Origin of the sequence: Citrobacter amalonaticus Y19 (assembly GCF_000981805.1) — a bacterium.
Taxonomy (GTDB): Bacteria; Pseudomonadota; Gammaproteobacteria; order Enterobacterales; family Enterobacteriaceae; genus Citrobacter_A; species Citrobacter_A amalonaticus_C.
Genome location: NZ_CP011132.1, coordinates 3,260,005 through 3,276,244, shown reverse-complemented (window position 1 = coordinate 3,276,244; position 16,240 = coordinate 3,260,005). Strand labels below are relative to the sequence as shown.

Here is a 16,240-nt window from a genome sequence, read left to right as displayed (position 1 = left end):
CCGATGACGCTTCGCTTATCGGGCCTGTATTTTCAGGATGTTCCAATGACTCAAATTGACCGCCTGCTTGGCATCATGCAACGCCTGCGAGACCCGGAAACCGGCTGTCCGTGGGATAACGAACAGACTTTCGCTACGCTTGCCCCCTACACCCTTGAAGAAACCTACGAAGTGCTTGATGCGATTTCGCGTGAAGATTTTGACGATCTGCGCGGTGAACTGGGCGATCTGTTGTTCCAGGTGGTGTTTTACGCGCAAATAGCCCAGGAAGAAGGGCGCTTTGATTTCAACGATATTTGTGCCGCTATCAGTGACAAACTGGAGCGGCGCCATCCGCACGTTTTTGCCGATGCAAAGGCTCGTGACAGCAGCGAAGTGCTGGCCCGTTGGGAGCAGATCAAAACAGGCGAACGGGCGGAAAAAGCGCAGCATTCTGCCCTTGATGATATTCCGCGTAGTTTACCGGCGTTAATGCGGGCGCAGAAAATACAGAAGCGTTGTTCGAACGTGGGCTTTGACTGGACGACGCTGGGACCGGTGGTCGATAAGGTGTACGAAGAGATTGACGAGGTCATGCACGAGGCCCGGCAGGTCGTTGTCGACCAGGCTAAACTGGAAGAGGAAATGGGTGATTTACTGTTTGCCACTGTCAATATGGCCCGTCACTTAGGCACCAAAGCGGAAACCGCCCTGCAAAAAGCCAACGAAAAGTTCGAGCGGCGTTTTCGTGAGGTTGAGCGGATTGTGGCGGCACGGGGCCTGGAAATGACCGGCGTTGATCTGGAAACGATGGAAGAAGTCTGGCAGCAGGTAAAACGACAGGAAATTGATCTCTAAGGAGTTTGAGCGGTCAAGGGCGTTTTGTGTGATTTTTTAAATAACAAGCTCTTGATTTGCGTCAAAAACATTTACCCCAAAGGGGCTATTTTCTCACTCCCGATGTTAAATGTGAGCTGACGAAGAGGAGGAATAATGAAAGTTTGTGGCGTACGTCATGTTCGGGTATACTACTTTCCCGTCCTGGTTATTCCATCGTTTCACCCTAACTTCTCAGGTTCAGCATGACAACGAACTATATTTTTGTGACCGGCGGGGTCGTATCCTCTCTGGGTAAAGGCATTGCCGCAGCCTCCCTCGCAGCCATTCTTGAAGCCCGTGGCCTCAACGTGACCATCATGAAACTGGATCCGTATATCAACGTCGATCCGGGTACCATGAGCCCAATCCAACACGGGGAAGTGTTCGTTACTGAAGACGGCGCTGAAACCGACCTGGACCTGGGTCACTACGAGCGTTTCATTCGCACCAAAATGAGCCGCCGCAACAACTTCACCACGGGTCGTATCTACTCTGACGTACTGCGCAAAGAGCGTCGTGGTGACTATCTGGGCGCGACCGTACAGGTTATCCCGCACATCACCAACGCCATCAAAGAACGCGTGCTGGAAGGCGGCGAAGGCCATGACGTTGTCCTGGTCGAAATCGGCGGCACCGTCGGTGATATCGAATCTCTGCCGTTCCTTGAAGCGATTCGTCAACTGGCAGTTGATATCGGTCGTGAACACACTCTGTTCATGCACCTGACCCTGGTGCCTTACCTGGCCGCCGCGGGTGAAGTCAAAACCAAACCGACCCAGCACTCTGTGAAAGAACTGCTGTCTATCGGTATTCAGCCTGATGTCCTGATTTGTCGTTCCGATCGTACCGTTCCGGCGAATGAACGCGCAAAAATTGCATTGTTCTGTAACGTGCCGGAAAAAGCCGTTATTTCAATGAAAGATGTCGATTCCATTTATAAAATTCCAGGCCTGTTGAAATCGCAGGGCCTGGACGATTATATTTGTAAACGATTCAGCTTGAACTGTCCGGAAGCTAACCTGTCTGAATGGGAACAGGTTATTTATGAAGAAGCGAACCCGGCAGGCGAAGTGACTATCGGTATGGTCGGCAAGTACATCGAACTGCCGGATGCCTATAAGTCAGTGATTGAAGCGCTGAAACACGGCGGTTTGAAAAATCGCGTGACCGTCAACATTAAGCTTATCGATTCGCAAGATGTTGAAACGCGTGGTGTCGAAATCCTGAAAGATTTGGACGCTATCCTGATCCCTGGCGGTTTTGGCTACCGTGGTGTGGAAGGGAAGATCGCCACTGCACGCTATGCGCGTGAGAACAATATTCCTTATCTGGGCATTTGCCTGGGTATGCAGGTTGCGTTGATTGAGTTTGCGCGTAATGTCGCCGGTATGGACAACGCCAACTCGACGGAATTTGTGCCAGACTGTAAGTACCCGGTTGTGGCGCTGATTACCGAATGGCGTGACGAAGAAGGCAATGTTGAGGTTCGTACTGAGAAGAGCGATCTCGGCGGCACGATGCGCCTGGGCGCGCAGCAGTGCCAGCTTGGCGACGATAGTCTGGTTCGTCAGTTGTACGGCGCACCGACCATTGTTGAGCGTCATCGCCATCGTTACGAAGTCAACAATATGCTGTTGAAACAGATTGAAGCTGCGGGTCTGCGTGTTGCAGGCCGTTCCGGTGATGATCAGTTGGTCGAGATCATTGAGGTACCGAATCATCCGTGGTTCGTGGCCTGTCAGTTCCATCCGGAATTTACTTCCACGCCACGTGATGGACATCCGTTGTTTGCTGGCTTTGTGAAAGCCGCCAGCGAGCATCAGAAGCGTCAGGCGAAGTAAGGGTAAAAAAGTTAGAACGGCAACGCGTACCAAAGGTACGCGTTGTTTGTCTGGAGTTTTAGTTTAACTTGTACTGAGGAAAACCTAATGTCCAAAATCGTTAAAGTCATCGGTCGTGAAATCATCGACTCCCGTGGTAACCCGACTGTTGAAGCCGAAGTACACCTGGAAGGTGGTTTCGTCGGTATGGCAGCAGCTCCGTCAGGTGCTTCTACGGGTTCCCGCGAAGCGCTGGAACTGCGCGATGGCGACAAATCCCGCTTCATGGGTAAAGGCGTACTGAAAGCTGTTGGCGCGGTTAACGGCCCGATTGCTCAGGCTATCCTTGGCAAAGATGCCAAAGATCAGGCTGGCATCGACAAGATCATGATCGATCTGGACGGTACTGAAAATAAATCCAACTTCGGTGCGAACGCCATCCTGGCTGTGTCTCTGGCAAACGCCAAAGCTGCTGCTGCCGCTAAAGGCATGCCGCTGTACGAGCACATCGCTGAGCTGAACGGTACTCCGGGCAAATACTCCATGCCGGTTCCGATGATGAACATCATCAACGGTGGTGAGCACGCTGACAACAACGTCGACATCCAGGAATTCATGATTCAGCCAGTTGGCGCGAAATCCCTGAAAGAAGCCGTACGTATGGGTTCTGAAGTGTTCCACAACCTGGCTAAAGTGCTGAAAGCGAAAGGCATGAACACGGCTGTGGGTGACGAAGGTGGCTACGCGCCGAACCTGGGTTCTAACGCAGAAGCGCTGGCTGTTATTGCTGAAGCGGTTAAAGCTGCGGGTTACGAGCTGGGTAAAGACATCACTCTGGCGATGGACTGTGCCGCCTCTGAATTCTACAAAGACGGTAAATACGTTCTGGCTGGCGAAGGCAACAAAGCGTTCACCTCTGAAGAATTCACTCACTTCCTGGAAGACCTGACCAAACAGTACCCGATCGTTTCTATCGAAGACGGTCTGGACGAGTCTGACTGGGACGGTTTTGCTTACCAGACCAAAGTACTGGGCGACAAAATCCAGCTGGTTGGTGACGATCTGTTCGTAACCAACACCAAGATCCTGAAAGAAGGTATCGAGAAAGGCATCGTTAACTCCATCCTGATCAAATTCAACCAGATCGGTTCTCTGACCGAAACGTTGGCTGCAATCAAGATGGCGAAAGACGCTGGCTACACGGCTGTTATCTCTCACCGTTCTGGTGAAACTGAAGATGCGACCATCGCTGACCTGGCTGTGGGTACCGCTGCAGGCCAGATCAAAACTGGTTCTATGAGCCGTTCTGACCGCGTTGCTAAATACAACCAGCTGATTCGTATCGAAGAAGCGCTGGGTGAAAAAGCACCGTACAACGGTCGTAAAGAGATCAAAGGTCAGTAATTTATTACTGTCGCTTTACGCTCTGAAAAACCCGCTTCGGCGGGTTTTTTTATGCCTGCGGTTAGCGCAGCCGCTGCACATGACCAGGAAGACGAAATCTGCGATAATTACAGATTATCCCTTTAACAGAGAACGCTATGCAGTACCCGATTAACGAGATGTTCCAGACCCTGCAAGGTGAGGGTTACTTTACCGGCGTCCCCGCCACTTTTATTCGTTTACAGGGATGCCCGGTCGGCTGTGCCTGGTGCGATACCAAACACACCTGGGATAAGCTTGAGGATCGGGAAGTTTCCCTGTACAGCATCCTGGCGAAAACCAAAGAGAGTGATAAATGGGGCGCGGCGAGCAGCGAAGATCTGCTGGCGGTGATTGGCCGACAAGGGTACACCGCGCGTCATGTGGTGATTACCGGCGGTGAGCCCTGCATCCATGACCTGACGCCGCTCACTGATTTGCTGGAAAAAAATGGGTTTAGCTGCCAGATAGAGACCAGCGGTACGCATGAAGTGCGCTGCACACCCAATACCTGGGTGACTGTTTCTCCAAAGGTGAACATGCGTGGTGGTTATGACGTTCTCTCACAGGCGCTGGAACGCGCGAATGAAATCAAGCATCCGGTCGGACGGGTTCGCGATATTGAAGCGCTGGACGAACTGCTCGCCACGCTGAGCGACGACAAACCGCGAGTGATTGCGCTGCAACCCATTAGCCAGAAAGACGATGCCACACGCCTGTGCATCGAAACCTGCATCGCGCGCAACTGGCGTCTGTCGATGCAGACGCACAAATACCTGAATATTGCGTAGAAATCGCGCCGGATGGATGACCTTCATCCGGCGTGCGCGTTACGCGTTTGACCAGCTTTGAATGGAATTGACGTTATCCAGGTTGCCATGCAGCACTTCATACGATTTTTTCAGAATCACATCCGTGTGTGCGGTTAAATCCCGGAAGATCCCTTTGTTCAGCGCTTCATAGCGTCTGGCATTGCTCTCGATCGGCATGAATACATCTTTCACCCGCACCATTTTTTCAATCGCTATTTCATAGTTCGGATACAAACCCAGTCCGACAGCCGTGTTAATTGCCGCACCCAGGCTCGCACAACCGTTAATCGCATTTCGTCTTGCCGGAAGATTGAACACATCGGCGAAGATTTGCATAAACAGGTCGCTGTTTGAGCCACCGCCAGTGATGATCACGTGTTTAGCAAAATGGTTCATTTCATTGCACATATTGTCATAATTGTTCTTTAGCGTCAGGGTAACGCTTTCCAGAATAGAACGGTAAATCCAGGCGTAATCCATGCTGGAATCAAAACCAATCATGATCCCGCGTTTGAACGGTTCCCAGGGGTTAGTCAGCCAGTCCAGGACCGTCATTAATCCATTGCAACCCGGCGGAACTGAGGAGGCTTTCTTGTTGAGTAAATCCTCAGGCGATAAGTCCTGCGTCTTTGCATCCTGAATCAGCGATTCACCCAACATATCCCGCAACCAACTGACCGTCCACATGCCTTTGCGGATGCCGTAACCTTCATACAGCAAGGTTTCCGGGATAGAAGACATTATCGGCCAGTACGCAACAGGATCTTTTGGCAACGCTTTGCCATTCATCATCAGTGCGATATAGGTACCCAATGAAATAACAGCCGTTTTATCATCCAGTAGTCCAGCCCCCAGCGCTTCAACGGGTTTGTCACTGGTAGTACAGATGACGGGTAATCCAGGCGGAAAACCCGTCGCTTTCGCGGCTTTTGCTGTCAAATGACCGAGGAGGGTTCCCGGCATCTGTACATCAAACAGCATCTTGCGCGGAATGTTGAACTTCGTCATCACGTCATCATCATCACTCCACGTCCAGGTTTTGTAATCCACGGGCCACTGACCAAAGTAGTTTGCAATGTTGTCTTTAAATTCTCCGGTTAAACGATGCGACAGATAACCCGAAAAGGACGTCACGTAAGCGACATCAGGATTCGTGTGCTCGTAGGGACGCGTCACGCGCGCATCCTGCCAGCTAATTAGTGGCGCTGCTGGTGTGCCATCGGCTTTAAGTAAAGCGCGACAACAGCGAATGGAGCCCAGTCCAATTCCTACAATGTCATTTTTGTCGCCAGCGAACTGGCTCATTAACTCCTTGCCAGCACAACATAGCGAGGTCCACAAATCGTCGTCCGGATGCTCTGCGGTATCTGCATCGGGGGTAAACATCGGTTGCAGGAGTCCTTTTCCCTCACAGACCACATTGCCCTCCAGGTCATACATCACGACCTTAGTACTCTGACTTCCACCATCAATTCCAATGATGTATTTATTCGACATTTGTCATTCTCCTTTAATTTTTTCTCTTCACTCGCCGGAGGTTTCTGCGGTGAGTGATGTCATCTTGTTCTGTGAGAAATCGGTGGCGCGTATCTTGCGAGATAACAAAAAGGTAAAGAGGATCACCATACACAGCGCCGTCAGCCCCATCAGCCACATATTGCGATAGGCTTCTGCCGCCGGGAGCGTGTCCTGCCAGTGGCCGATAATCGGATACACAAACACGTCAGGCAGGAAACCGATAACCGAGCAGATGCCCACCGTGGTGCCCATGATGTAGGACGGTGTTCTGGCCTCACCGGGGCAGGCCCAGTAAAGTCCACGTGAGGCGTAACAGGTGAAGCCCAGCAGCAGGATCAGACCGATCCCCATCACCACAGACTGCGGATTTGAGTTCGTCACCAGTAACGCTATCAGCGCGATGGCACCGACAATTGACAGCAATTGAATGACGCGTGTCGGGGACTTAATTTTGCTGTACGCCGTGATGATGCCGCCCAACGGACCACAGATAGCGCGGAAAATCTTGTTAATGACAATACCCATGTAGCTCGCCGCCACCAGCGACATACCGTACATTTCGGTCAGATAGTTAGTGGAGTAACTGAGGATGGCATAGATCGTAAAAACGCCAAAAATCACCATACTGCAGTACCAGGTGGTGCTGATGCGTAACACTGCCAGAATATCGCTGAGCTGGAACGATTGTTTTTCTTCTTTCGTATTGTCACCGTGACGTATGCCATCACTCACAAAGAACCAACATAAAATGCCTAACAGGATGTAAACCACGCTGTAAATCAGGATCACGGCTTTCAGACTGTTGCTGTCGTCCGGTGCAAAGCGTGAGAAGACCCACATGGTAAATACCGCCAGTGACATGACACCCACACCGCGGAGGCCTTCCATCCAGCCCATGATTTTCCCTTGCTCGCTGTGGTCACCCAATAATGAAGCAGCTTTAATGGATACAGACCACAGCATCAAAATGGTGGTAATGGCAAAGGCAACCTGAATACAGAGCATGACCCACAGCGGTGGATAGGTCATCATCAGCAGACCAAGTAATCCGGTGATAATCATTGCCGAAGTAATCATTTTACGATGAGAGAATTTATCGGCGATAACCCCGCTGGGAGCATAAAGAATAATCGCGGCAATACCAAAGGTACTCATTATGAGCCCAATTTCGGTATTGCTAAATCCCATGAATTTGGCCATGGGAATTTGATATATATAACGTAAATAAGCCAGATCAAAACTGACACCGCCACTAAAACTAATAATGGCGAGTGTTATCCAACGACGATATGAGTTGTGTTGCATACCGAATTCCCATTTCTTGTAGACAAAAAAAAGAGAAAAGCAAACCGCCTTTTTACAGGGGGATTACTTTTCTCAGGTCTCTAGTAATTGTGTTTAGAAATAGCATGGGGTCGATTTTTGTATTGTGAGAATAATCACGGTTCTTGTTTTTTACCATTCTCGCAATATGAAAGAGGTAACTGTGATTACGATCACATTAGATATATCAGCGTTGTGCTAAAAATTTTCTCCAGTTACCAGAGATAATGAGAAAGGTAACTTCCCTTTTGCGGGGGAAGTTACCTTTCTTTTTTTTTGCCTAAAGGAATTTGGAGCTAACTATGTCGATCGAATCTCTCAACGCATTTTCAATGAATTTTTTCTCCCTGAAAGGGAAAACGGCGATCGTGACGGGCGGCAATAGCGGTCTGGGCCAGGCTTTCGCGATGGCTCTGGCGAAAGCCGGGGCGAACTTATTTATACCCAGTTTTGTAAAAGATAACGGTGAAACCCGGGAGATTATTGAGAAACAGGGTGTTGAAGTTGAGTTCATGCAGGTGGATATCACCGGGAAAGGCGCACCGCAGAAGATCATTGCAGCCTGCTGTGAGCGCTTTGGCACCGTAGATATTCTGGTGAACAACGCCGGGATTTGTAAGCTGAATAAGGTACTGGATTTCGGTCGTGCAGACTGGGATCCGATGATTGATGTCAACCTGACGGCGGCGTTTGAACTGAGCTATGAAGCGGCAAAAATTATGATTCCGCAAAATAGCGGTAAAATCATTAATATTTGCTCCTTATTCTCTTATCTTGGGGGGCAATGGTCACCGGCTTATTCGGCAACCAAGCATGCGCTCGCCGGATTTACCAAGGCATATTGCGATGAACTTGGACAATATAATATTCAGGTTAATGGCATCGCGCCGGGTTATTATGCTACCGACATTACGCTGGCGACCCGCAGCAATCCAGAAACTAATCAGCGTGTACTGGATCATATTCCAGCCAATCGTTGGGGTGACACTCAGGATTTAATGGGGGCGGCGATATTTCTTGCCAGTCAGGCCTCTAATTATGTTAACGGTCATTTGCTGGTTGTCGATGGCGGTTATTTAGTTCGCTAAAACCTACCAGGTGGTTTCTGTCTTGTTTATTATCAGAAAGGAATAGCTATGTCTTTATCTCGCCAGACAATTGTTGACCAGTTAAAAGAAATTGTTGGATCTGAACGCGTAATTACCGATGAAACCGTATTAAAGAAAAACAGTATTGACCGTTTTCGTAAATATGCTGATATTCATGGCGTCTACACGCTGCCCATTCCGGCGGCAGTGGTCAAACTGGGTTCAACGGAGCAGGTTTCTCGCGTTCTGGCCTTTATGAATCAGCATAAAATCAACGGAGTACCGCGTACCGGAGCATCAGCGACAGAAGGCGGTCTGGAAACCGTCGTCAAAGATTCTGTTGTGCTGGACGGTTCCGGGATGAACCAGATCCTGAGTATTGATATTGAGAATATGCAGGCAACTGCTCAGTGTGGCGTACCGCTTGAAATTCTGGAAAACGCGCTGCGTGAAAAAGGCTACACCACCGGGCACTCGCCACAGTCTAAACCGCTGGCACAGATGGGCGGTCTGGTGGCGACCCGCAGCATCGGGCAGTTCTCCACGCTGTATGGTGCGATTGAAGACATGGTGGTCGGTCTGGAAACCGTGCTGGCGGACGGAACGGTGACTCGCATTAAAAATGTACCGCGTCGGGCTGCCGGACCGGATATTCGCCATATCATCATCGGTAACGAAGGGGCGCTGGGCTACATCACAGAAGTGACAGTGAAAATCTTCAAATTTACGCCGGAAAACAACCTCTTTTACGGCTACATTCTGGACGACATGAAAATCGGTTTCGACATCCTGCGGGAAGTGATGGTGGAAGGCTATCGTCCTTCCATTGCACGTCTGTACGATGCCGAAGATGGCACTCAGCACTTCACCCATTTTGCTGACGGAAAATGCGTACTGATCTTTATGGCGGAAGGTAATCCGCGGCTGGCGCAAGCGACGGGTGACGGCATCGCGGAGATCGTCGCGCGTTATCCGCAGTGTAAACGTGTGGACAGCAAACTTATCGAGAACTGGTTTAACCATCTGAACTGGGGGCCGGAAAAAGTCGCTGCTGAACGCGTACAGATCCTGAAAACCGGAAATATGGGCTTTACAACGGAAGTCTCCGGCTGCTGGAGCTGCATTCATCAGATCTATGAAAATGTGATCGCGCGTATTCGCGCTGAGTTCCCGCATGTGGATGACATCACGATGTTGGGGGGCCACTCTTCCCACAGTTATATCAACGGCACCAATATGTACTTTGTTTATGACTACAACGTGGTGGACTGCAAACCGGAAGAGGAGATCGACAAGTACCATAATCCGCTTAACAAAATCATCTGTGAAGAGACGATTCGACTTGGCGGTTCAATGGTGCATCACCACGGCATCGGTAAACATCGTGTCCACTGGAGCAAACTGGAACACGGCAGCGCATGGCCGCTGCTGGAAGGCCTCAAACGTCAGTTTGATCCGAACGGTATTATGAACACGGGAACGATCTACCCGATTGAGCACTAAAGAGTCAAACGGCTTCTCAACCGGGAAGCCGTTACTTTACCGGACAATGAAGGGGTAGATATGAACACTTCACCGGTGCGAATGGACGATTTACCGCTGAACGGCTTTCACTGTCGTATCGCTGCGTTGACCTTTGGCGCTCACCTGACCGACGGCTATGTTCTGGGGGTTGTCGGTTACGCCATTATCCAGTTATCGCCTGCAATGCAGTTAACGCCATTTATGGCTGGAATGATTGGCGGTTCGGCGTTGCTCGGGCTTTTTCTGGGGAGCCTCGTGTTGGGTTGGGTTTCCGACCACATTGGTCGGCAGAAGATTTTCACTTTCAGCTTTGTGCTGATCACCATCGCCTCTTTTTTACAGTTTTTTGTCACCTCGCCGGAACAGCTTATTACGTTACGCATACTGATCGGTATTGGGTTGGGCGGTGATTATTCCGTCGGGCATACCTTGCTGGCCGAATTCTCACCACGTCGCCATCGTGGGGTATTACTGGGGGCGTTTAGCGTGGTGTGGACCATTGGTTATGTGCTGGCAAGCCTGGTGGGGCACCATTTTATTGCTGAAAGTCCTGATGCCTGGCGCTGGCTGCTCGCTTCCGCAGCGCTGCCTGCATTGTTGATTACTCTGTTGCGCTGGGGAACGCCAGAGTCCCCACGCTGGTTGCTGCGCCAGGGACGTTTCGCTGAGGCGCACGCGGTAGTACGTCGTTGTTTTGGTCCACATGTATTGCTCAGTGATGAAATCGCAACGGCATCCTGTAAGCATATTAAAACGCTGTTTTCCGCTTATTACTGGCGACGAACCGTTTTTAACAGCGTGTTCTTTGTTTGCCTGGTTATCCCGTGGTTTGTGATTTACACCTGGCTGCCCACTATTGCCCTGAAGATCGGTCTGGAGGATGCGCTCACTGCCAGCCTGTTGCTGAACTCGCTGTTAATTGTCGGCGCATTGTTGGGGCTGGTATTGACGCATCTGCTGACACATCGCTGTTTTTTGCTCGGGAGTTTTCTGCTGCTTGCGGCGGCATTGTTAGTGATGGCTTTCTTACCGTCCGGTAGCTCTCTGACGCTGCTGCTTTTTGTCTTGTTCAGCACCACGATTTCTGCCGTCAGTAACCTGGTGGGGATCTTGCCTGCTGAAAGTTTCCCGACGGATATCCGCTCGCTTGGCGTTGGCTTTGCAACTGCGATGAGCCGACTTGGCGCGGCAATCAGCACGGGGCTGTTGCCCTGGACGCTGGCGCAATGGGGCATGCAGGTCACGTTACTGTTGCTGGCTGGCGTATTACTGATTGGTTTTGTCGTGACCTGGCTGTGGGCGCCAGAAACGAAGGCATTGCCGCTGGTGGCAGCCGGGAGTGTGGACAAAAAACAGGGAGGGGTGAATGAACATTCTGTTCGCGTTTAAGGCGGAACCGGACGCCGGCATGCTGGCGGAAAAAGACTGGCTGGCGGCGACCACCGGAACCAGTGGGCCCGATACCGTATTACTACGCAGTTCCCCTGGCGCAGACGAACAGGCGGCAGCGGCATTATTACTGGCTCAACGCCGCAACGGTTGTCCGATGACGTTGACGGCGTTAAGTATTGGCGACGAACGTTTGCTTCACTGGTTGCGCTATTTTTCTGCGTTAGGTTTTGACCATTCGGTGTGGCTGGAAAGCGCGGCAGATCTGCGTTTTACCCCAGAACTTATCGCCCGGCAGATTGTTGAGTGGCAGCGAATGCACGCAGAAAATTTGATTGTTACCGGTTGTCAGAGTAGCGAGGGGCAGAACGGGCAGACGGCGTTCCTGGTGGCTGAAATGCTGGCATGGCCCTGTTTTACTCAGGTAGAACGTTTCACGCTCGAACCGCCTTTTATCGTCATCGAACAACGCATGATTACCGGGATTCGTCGCTGCCGGGTACGGCTTCCGGCGGTGATTGCCGTCAGACAGTGTGGTGAGGTCGCACTTCCTGTGCCGGGAATGCGCCAGCGTCTGGCAGCAGCAAAAGCCGAAATAGTCCGCCAGCCTGTTTCTGGCGGTAAGACGCTGAACGTTCAATGTCAGGCACTGACGCGACCAGAGCAGCGACGCAATGCCATCATTATTGATGGTGCGACGGCGCAGGAAAAAGCACTGACGCTGTGGAAGACATACTTGCGCCAGAGGATCCCCTCATGAAGATAGCGATTATCACGGAAGCGGGTGAGTGCAGAGCGATGGCGGGCTGGATTGCCGAGAACAGTTCTGGTGCCACAGAACTGACACGCTGGATCCTCGACCCTTTGCCGGCGGTGGCGGAACAGGTGCTGGAGGCGCTGGTGGCGCAGTGGTTGCTGACGCCAGCCGATATCCTGATTTTTCCGGCGGGTCCACTTGGCGATGAACTCGCGACAAGATTGGCCTGGCGTCTGCATGGCGGCAGCGTTTGTCAGGTACTGACGTTGGATGGACAGCAAGGTGTGGTGACGAAATCGCACTGGGGGAACGCGCTGCTGGCAACGTTAAAAATTGCTGCGCATCCCGTGTGTTTATCGCTGGCGCGGCAGACTGAGATAAGTTCGTTGAGTCACTCTTTGCCTGCAATGAAGACGTATCGGATTGTGCCCATGACCGCGCCCGACTGGCTGGATGACGTGGAAAACATCACCCACGTCGATGTGCATCCTCTGTTGCAGGCTAACTGTGTGCTGGTTGTCGGACAGGGCGGCAGTGAAGCGGATGCGGAAAAAATCACAGCTCTTGCCCGCGAACTACACGCCGAGGTGGGATACAGTCGCGCACGGGTGATGAACGGTGGTTTTGACGCCGGGCGCGTGATTGGCATATCGGGGCATTTACTCTCACCTGATGTGTGTATTGTGGCAGGCGCATCCGGTGCGGCGGCGTTGATGGCCGGGGTTCGTCAGAGCCGGTTTGTGGTGGCGATAAATAACGATGCCCGCGCGCCTGTTTTCTCGCAGGCCGATGTGGGTATTGTGGATGACTGGTTACCGGTACTGGAAGCGCTTTGTCACTGCCATGATGCCGGATGATGCTACACCCTGTAGGCCGGATAAGGCGCTTACGCCGCCATCCGGCAATGGTGCTGTTGCCATGCCCGATGGCGCAAGCTTATCGGGCCTACAAACCTGTCGTAGACCGGATGACGCCATCCGGCAATGGTGCTGATGTCATGTCCGATGGCGCAAGCTTATCGGGATTACAAACTTATCGTAGGCCGGATAAGGCGTTCACGCCGCCATCCGGCAATGGTGGTGATGTCATGCCCGATGGCGCAAGCTTATCGGGCCTACAAACCTGTCGTAGACCGGATGACGCCATCCGGCAATGGTGCCGATGTCATGCCCGATGGCGCAAGCTTATCGGGCCTACAAACCTGCCGTAGGCCGGATAAGGCGTTCACGCCGCCATCCGGCAATGGTGCTGCTGCCATGCCCGATAGCGCAAGCTTATCGGGCCTACAAACCTGTCGTAGGCCGGATAAGGCGTTCACGCCGCCATCCGGCAATGGTGCTGATGTCATGCCCGAAGGCGCAAGCTTATCGGGCCTACAAACCTGTCGTAGGCCGGATAAGGCGCTTACGTCGCCATCCGGCAATGGTGCTGATGTCATGCCCGATGGCGCAAGCTTATCGGGCCTACAAACCTGTCGTAGGCCGGATAAGGCGTTTACGCCGCCATCCGGCAATGATGCTGATGTCATGCCCGAAGGCGCAAGCTTATCGGGCCTACAAACCTGTCGTAGGCCAGATGCTGCTCTGCTTAATTCAACTTTTTAGCTAACGTCCAGACGTCGGTGTTTGTCGTGGAAAGCGCAGCGACACCGGCTTTCATCGCATTGCGGGCGTCTTCTTCGTCACACACCAGGCCACCGGCAATCAGTGGCTGACGTATTTTTTCCGTCACCCATCCCAGCACTTTCGGCATGCAACCTGGCAGGATCTCAATACAGTCCGGGTTCGACTGCGCCACTTGCTTATCGATATTGTGAAAAGAGATAGAGTCGACGATGAACAGGCGATGAATGCAGAAAAAACCTTCTGCCCGCGCCGCCTTCAGCATCGGCGCTTTGGTACTGATAATGCCATCCGCTTCGGTGACCAGTTTCAGAAACTGAATCACCACCTCTTTGTTGGATGCCCCTTCCAGTAGATCAACATGAATGAATGCGTATTTCCCGGCATTTTTTATTTTCTTCACGATCTGACTGATGGTGCAGATATTACCGTACAACACCGAGATGAACTGGCATTCAGAATCGATGGCTAACTGCAAACTGGCATTGTCTTTAACCGCGGCAATCACCGGATTCTGGCGGAGCAGGTGTAACAGGGGCATAGTTTATCCTTATCAATTAGCCAAAGCGGTAAGTGATGCCAAATCCCGATGCGGGGTAGTGCCACCCTTGCAATGTTTTTTCATCGCAAAGCAGCCGGCAGGTTCCGCATTCCAGACAGCCACGAAAGTCGACGTGCAGCTCACCTGCTGATGTGCGGGAAAACAGCCCGGCGGGACAGGATTTTATCAGTAGATCCACCGTATTACTGTCGACTGTAGTCGCAATAACGAGATGTGAAACCTGTGCGGGACGCCAGACGTTACGGGCTACAGACATCGTAAACTCCTGATTATATCGCCTGCAACATGACGCAGACCGTGACGACGCAACTGGCGCCAGACAATCTGGCGCAGAGGAGGAACGGGATGGTTGCCCTGATGCCAGATCTCGCGGGAAATATCCTCCATCAGAGTAGGCCACTGGCGATACCATCCCGGGCGTTGAAGCAAGGCGGGAATATCTTTGTAGCGCTGCAGGACCTGCCACAACAGACTGTGCTGTATATCCTGATGGTAAGCCGGAAACAGATTTTGCGGTTCGGATTTCTGGCAGGCCGAAATCAGCGTTTGGGCGGCCGCCTGAGCGCCGATGAGCGCCATATCCATGCCTCGAACGGAGAAACCCGTATTGACGCAGCTGCGCAGCGCATCCCCCACTAACAGCCAGCCTTCTCCCGCGTACTGCACGGGCAGGCTGTGTAATCCGCCTTCCGGCACCAGATGCGCGCCATACTCCAGGGTTTCGCATCCTCTGAGTAGCGGATACAGCGCGGGATGTGTTTTGAGTCGTTCCAGCAGTTCGACTGCAGGGATATCGCTTTGAGCAAGCGTAGAGAGCGGACAAACGACGCCAAAAGAGAGCGTTTCTTTATTGGTGTACAGAAACGCACCGCTGGGCAGCGCGCCGCAAACCTCTCCACTGAACAGCATCGCGGCGCCTTCCTCTGCGGATAACCGGAAACGTTCTTCAATGACCTGTTGATCCAGCGCCAGCGTCTCTTTAATTCCCAGCGCCATTGCAGCTGTCGAAGGACGCGGCTGAAAACCATAACGTTCGGCCAGAACGCTATTTGCCCCTTCCGCGAGAACCACATAGCGGCCGCGAAGCGTTTCATCATCGGCAACTACGCCGCAGACTCTGCCATCTTCAATATGGAGCGCGTCAACGGTAACACCGCTAATGAACTGCACGCCTTCAGCCTCAGCCTGAGCGACAAACCACGGATCGAAGCGGGCACGCAGCAGACTCCATGAATCCCCGCCGGGTTGCAGGCTGGACCAGGTCGTTGCGCCATCACGCGTTAATAGTGTCAGATTCTCCTGATTAATACGGCGTTCAAGCGGGGCAGATTGCTGGAAATGGGGGAGGAGTTCGGCAAGCGCATGAGAGTACAGACGTCCGCCGGAAAGATTTTTACTGCCGGGAAGTTCGCCACGCTCAAGAAGCAGAACAGACAATCCTGCACGTGCGCAGCGTAAAGCACAAGCGGTGCCAGCTATCCCCGCACCGATGATGATAATATCGAAATCGTCAGCCATGTTGTGCTCCAGATATCCAGAGCACAC

At 52.2% G+C, this 16,240-nt stretch carries 14 protein-coding genes and 1 pseudogene; 10 read left to right on the top strand and 5 right to left on the bottom strand.

Annotation, left to right across the window (positions count from 1 at the left end):
- The first annotated feature begins 45 nt into the window (after window positions 1–45).
- The 4 genes from mazG to queE all read left to right on the top strand — a co-directional run bounded on the left by mazG (window position 46) and on the right by queE (window position 4,891).
- The gene (mazG, locus tag F384_RS15080; RefSeq protein ID WP_046486522.1) at window positions 46–837 is read left to right on the top strand and encodes a nucleoside triphosphate pyrophosphohydrolase; all 792 of its coding nucleotides are present in this window, start codon (window positions 46–48) and stop codon (window positions 835–837) included.
- Between the two features lie 224 nt (window positions 838–1,061).
- Window positions 1,062–2,699, top strand: coding sequence for a glutamine hydrolyzing CTP synthase (pyrG, locus tag F384_RS15075; protein ID WP_046486521.1), 1,638 nt, complete (start codon window positions 1,062–1,064; stop codon window positions 2,697–2,699).
- An 87-nt stretch (window positions 2,700–2,786) separates the two neighbouring features.
- Complete coding sequence (eno, locus tag F384_RS15070; protein WP_046486520.1) at window positions 2,787–4,082, top strand: phosphopyruvate hydratase; 1,296 nt, start codon at window positions 2,787–2,789, stop codon at window positions 4,080–4,082.
- A 137-nt stretch (window positions 4,083–4,219) separates the two neighbouring features.
- Complete coding sequence (gene queE / locus F384_RS15065) at window positions 4,220–4,891, top strand: 7-carboxy-7-deazaguanine synthase QueE (RefSeq protein ID WP_046486519.1); 672 nt, start codon at window positions 4,220–4,222, stop codon at window positions 4,889–4,891.
- 39 nt (window positions 4,892–4,930) lie between these two features.
- Here the strand turns inward: queE and F384_RS15060 are convergent, their stop codons facing one another.
- A complete protein-coding gene (locus F384_RS15060; RefSeq protein ID WP_046486518.1) occupies window positions 4,931–6,409 on the bottom strand; it encodes an FGGY-family carbohydrate kinase in 1,479 nt (492 codons plus the stop codon).
- A 27-nt stretch (window positions 6,410–6,436) separates the two neighbouring features.
- On the bottom strand, window positions 6,437–7,735 hold the full coding sequence (locus tag F384_RS15055; protein WP_046486517.1) for an MFS transporter: 1,299 nt from the start codon (window positions 7,733–7,735) through the stop codon (window positions 6,437–6,439).
- A gap of 320 nt (window positions 7,736–8,055) precedes the next feature.
- Here F384_RS15055 and F384_RS15050 point away from each other — a divergent pair, with 320 nt between their 5' ends.
- From F384_RS15050 to F384_RS29940, 6 genes and pseudogenes are all read left to right on the top strand, one after another.
- Complete coding sequence (locus F384_RS15050; protein ID WP_046486516.1) at window positions 8,056–8,841, top strand: SDR family oxidoreductase; 786 nt, start codon at window positions 8,056–8,058, stop codon at window positions 8,839–8,841.
- A 48-nt stretch (window positions 8,842–8,889) separates the two neighbouring features.
- Complete coding sequence (locus F384_RS15045) at window positions 8,890–10,344, top strand: FAD-binding oxidoreductase (protein WP_046486515.1); 1,455 nt, start codon at window positions 8,890–8,892, stop codon at window positions 10,342–10,344.
- Window positions 10,334–11,754: pseudogene (locus F384_RS15040) on the top strand (MFS transporter). The gene F384_RS15045 and the pseudogene F384_RS15040 overlap by 11 nt, the downstream one beginning before the upstream one ends.
- Complete coding sequence (locus F384_RS15035) at window positions 11,732–12,514, top strand: electron transfer flavoprotein subunit beta/FixA family protein (RefSeq protein WP_046486513.1); 783 nt, start codon at window positions 11,732–11,734, stop codon at window positions 12,512–12,514. Before F384_RS15040 ends, F384_RS15035 begins: the two are co-directional and overlap by 23 nt.
- Window positions 12,511–13,368 carry an electron transfer flavoprotein subunit alpha/FixB family protein gene (locus tag F384_RS15030; RefSeq protein ID WP_046486512.1) on the top strand — a complete coding sequence of 286 codons (858 nt, stop codon included), beginning with the start codon at window positions 12,511–12,513 and terminating at the stop codon, window positions 13,366–13,368. Before F384_RS15035 ends, F384_RS15030 begins: the two co-directional genes overlap by 4 nt.
- Window positions 13,369–13,672: 304 nt before the next feature.
- Complete coding sequence (locus F384_RS29940; protein WP_162200246.1) at window positions 13,673–14,119, top strand: hypothetical protein; 447 nt, start codon at window positions 13,673–13,675, stop codon at window positions 14,117–14,119.
- On the opposite strand, the gene F384_RS15025 is transcribed toward F384_RS29940, so the two are convergent.
- Genes F384_RS15025 through F384_RS15015 form a run of 3 tightly spaced genes read right to left on the bottom strand, consistent with a single transcriptional unit; the run spans window position 14,099 to window position 16,213 of the window.
- On the bottom strand, window positions 14,099–14,674 hold the full coding sequence (locus tag F384_RS15025; protein WP_046486511.1) for a glycerol-3-phosphate responsive antiterminator: 576 nt from the start codon (window positions 14,672–14,674) through the stop codon (window positions 14,099–14,101). The two genes, F384_RS29940 and F384_RS15025, sit on opposite strands and share 21 nt — an antisense overlap.
- A 16-nt stretch (window positions 14,675–14,690) precedes the next feature.
- The gene (locus F384_RS15020) at window positions 14,691–14,951 is read right to left on the bottom strand and encodes a ferredoxin (protein ID WP_046486510.1); all 261 of its coding nucleotides are present in this window, start codon (window positions 14,949–14,951) and stop codon (window positions 14,691–14,693) included.
- Window positions 14,942–16,213 (bottom strand): FAD-dependent oxidoreductase, encoded by a 1,272-nt coding sequence (locus F384_RS15015; protein ID WP_046486509.1) that lies wholly within the window; start codon window positions 16,211–16,213, stop codon window positions 14,942–14,944. Before F384_RS15015 ends, F384_RS15020 begins: the two co-directional genes overlap by 10 nt.
- Between the last annotated feature and the right edge of the window lie 27 nt (window positions 16,214–16,240).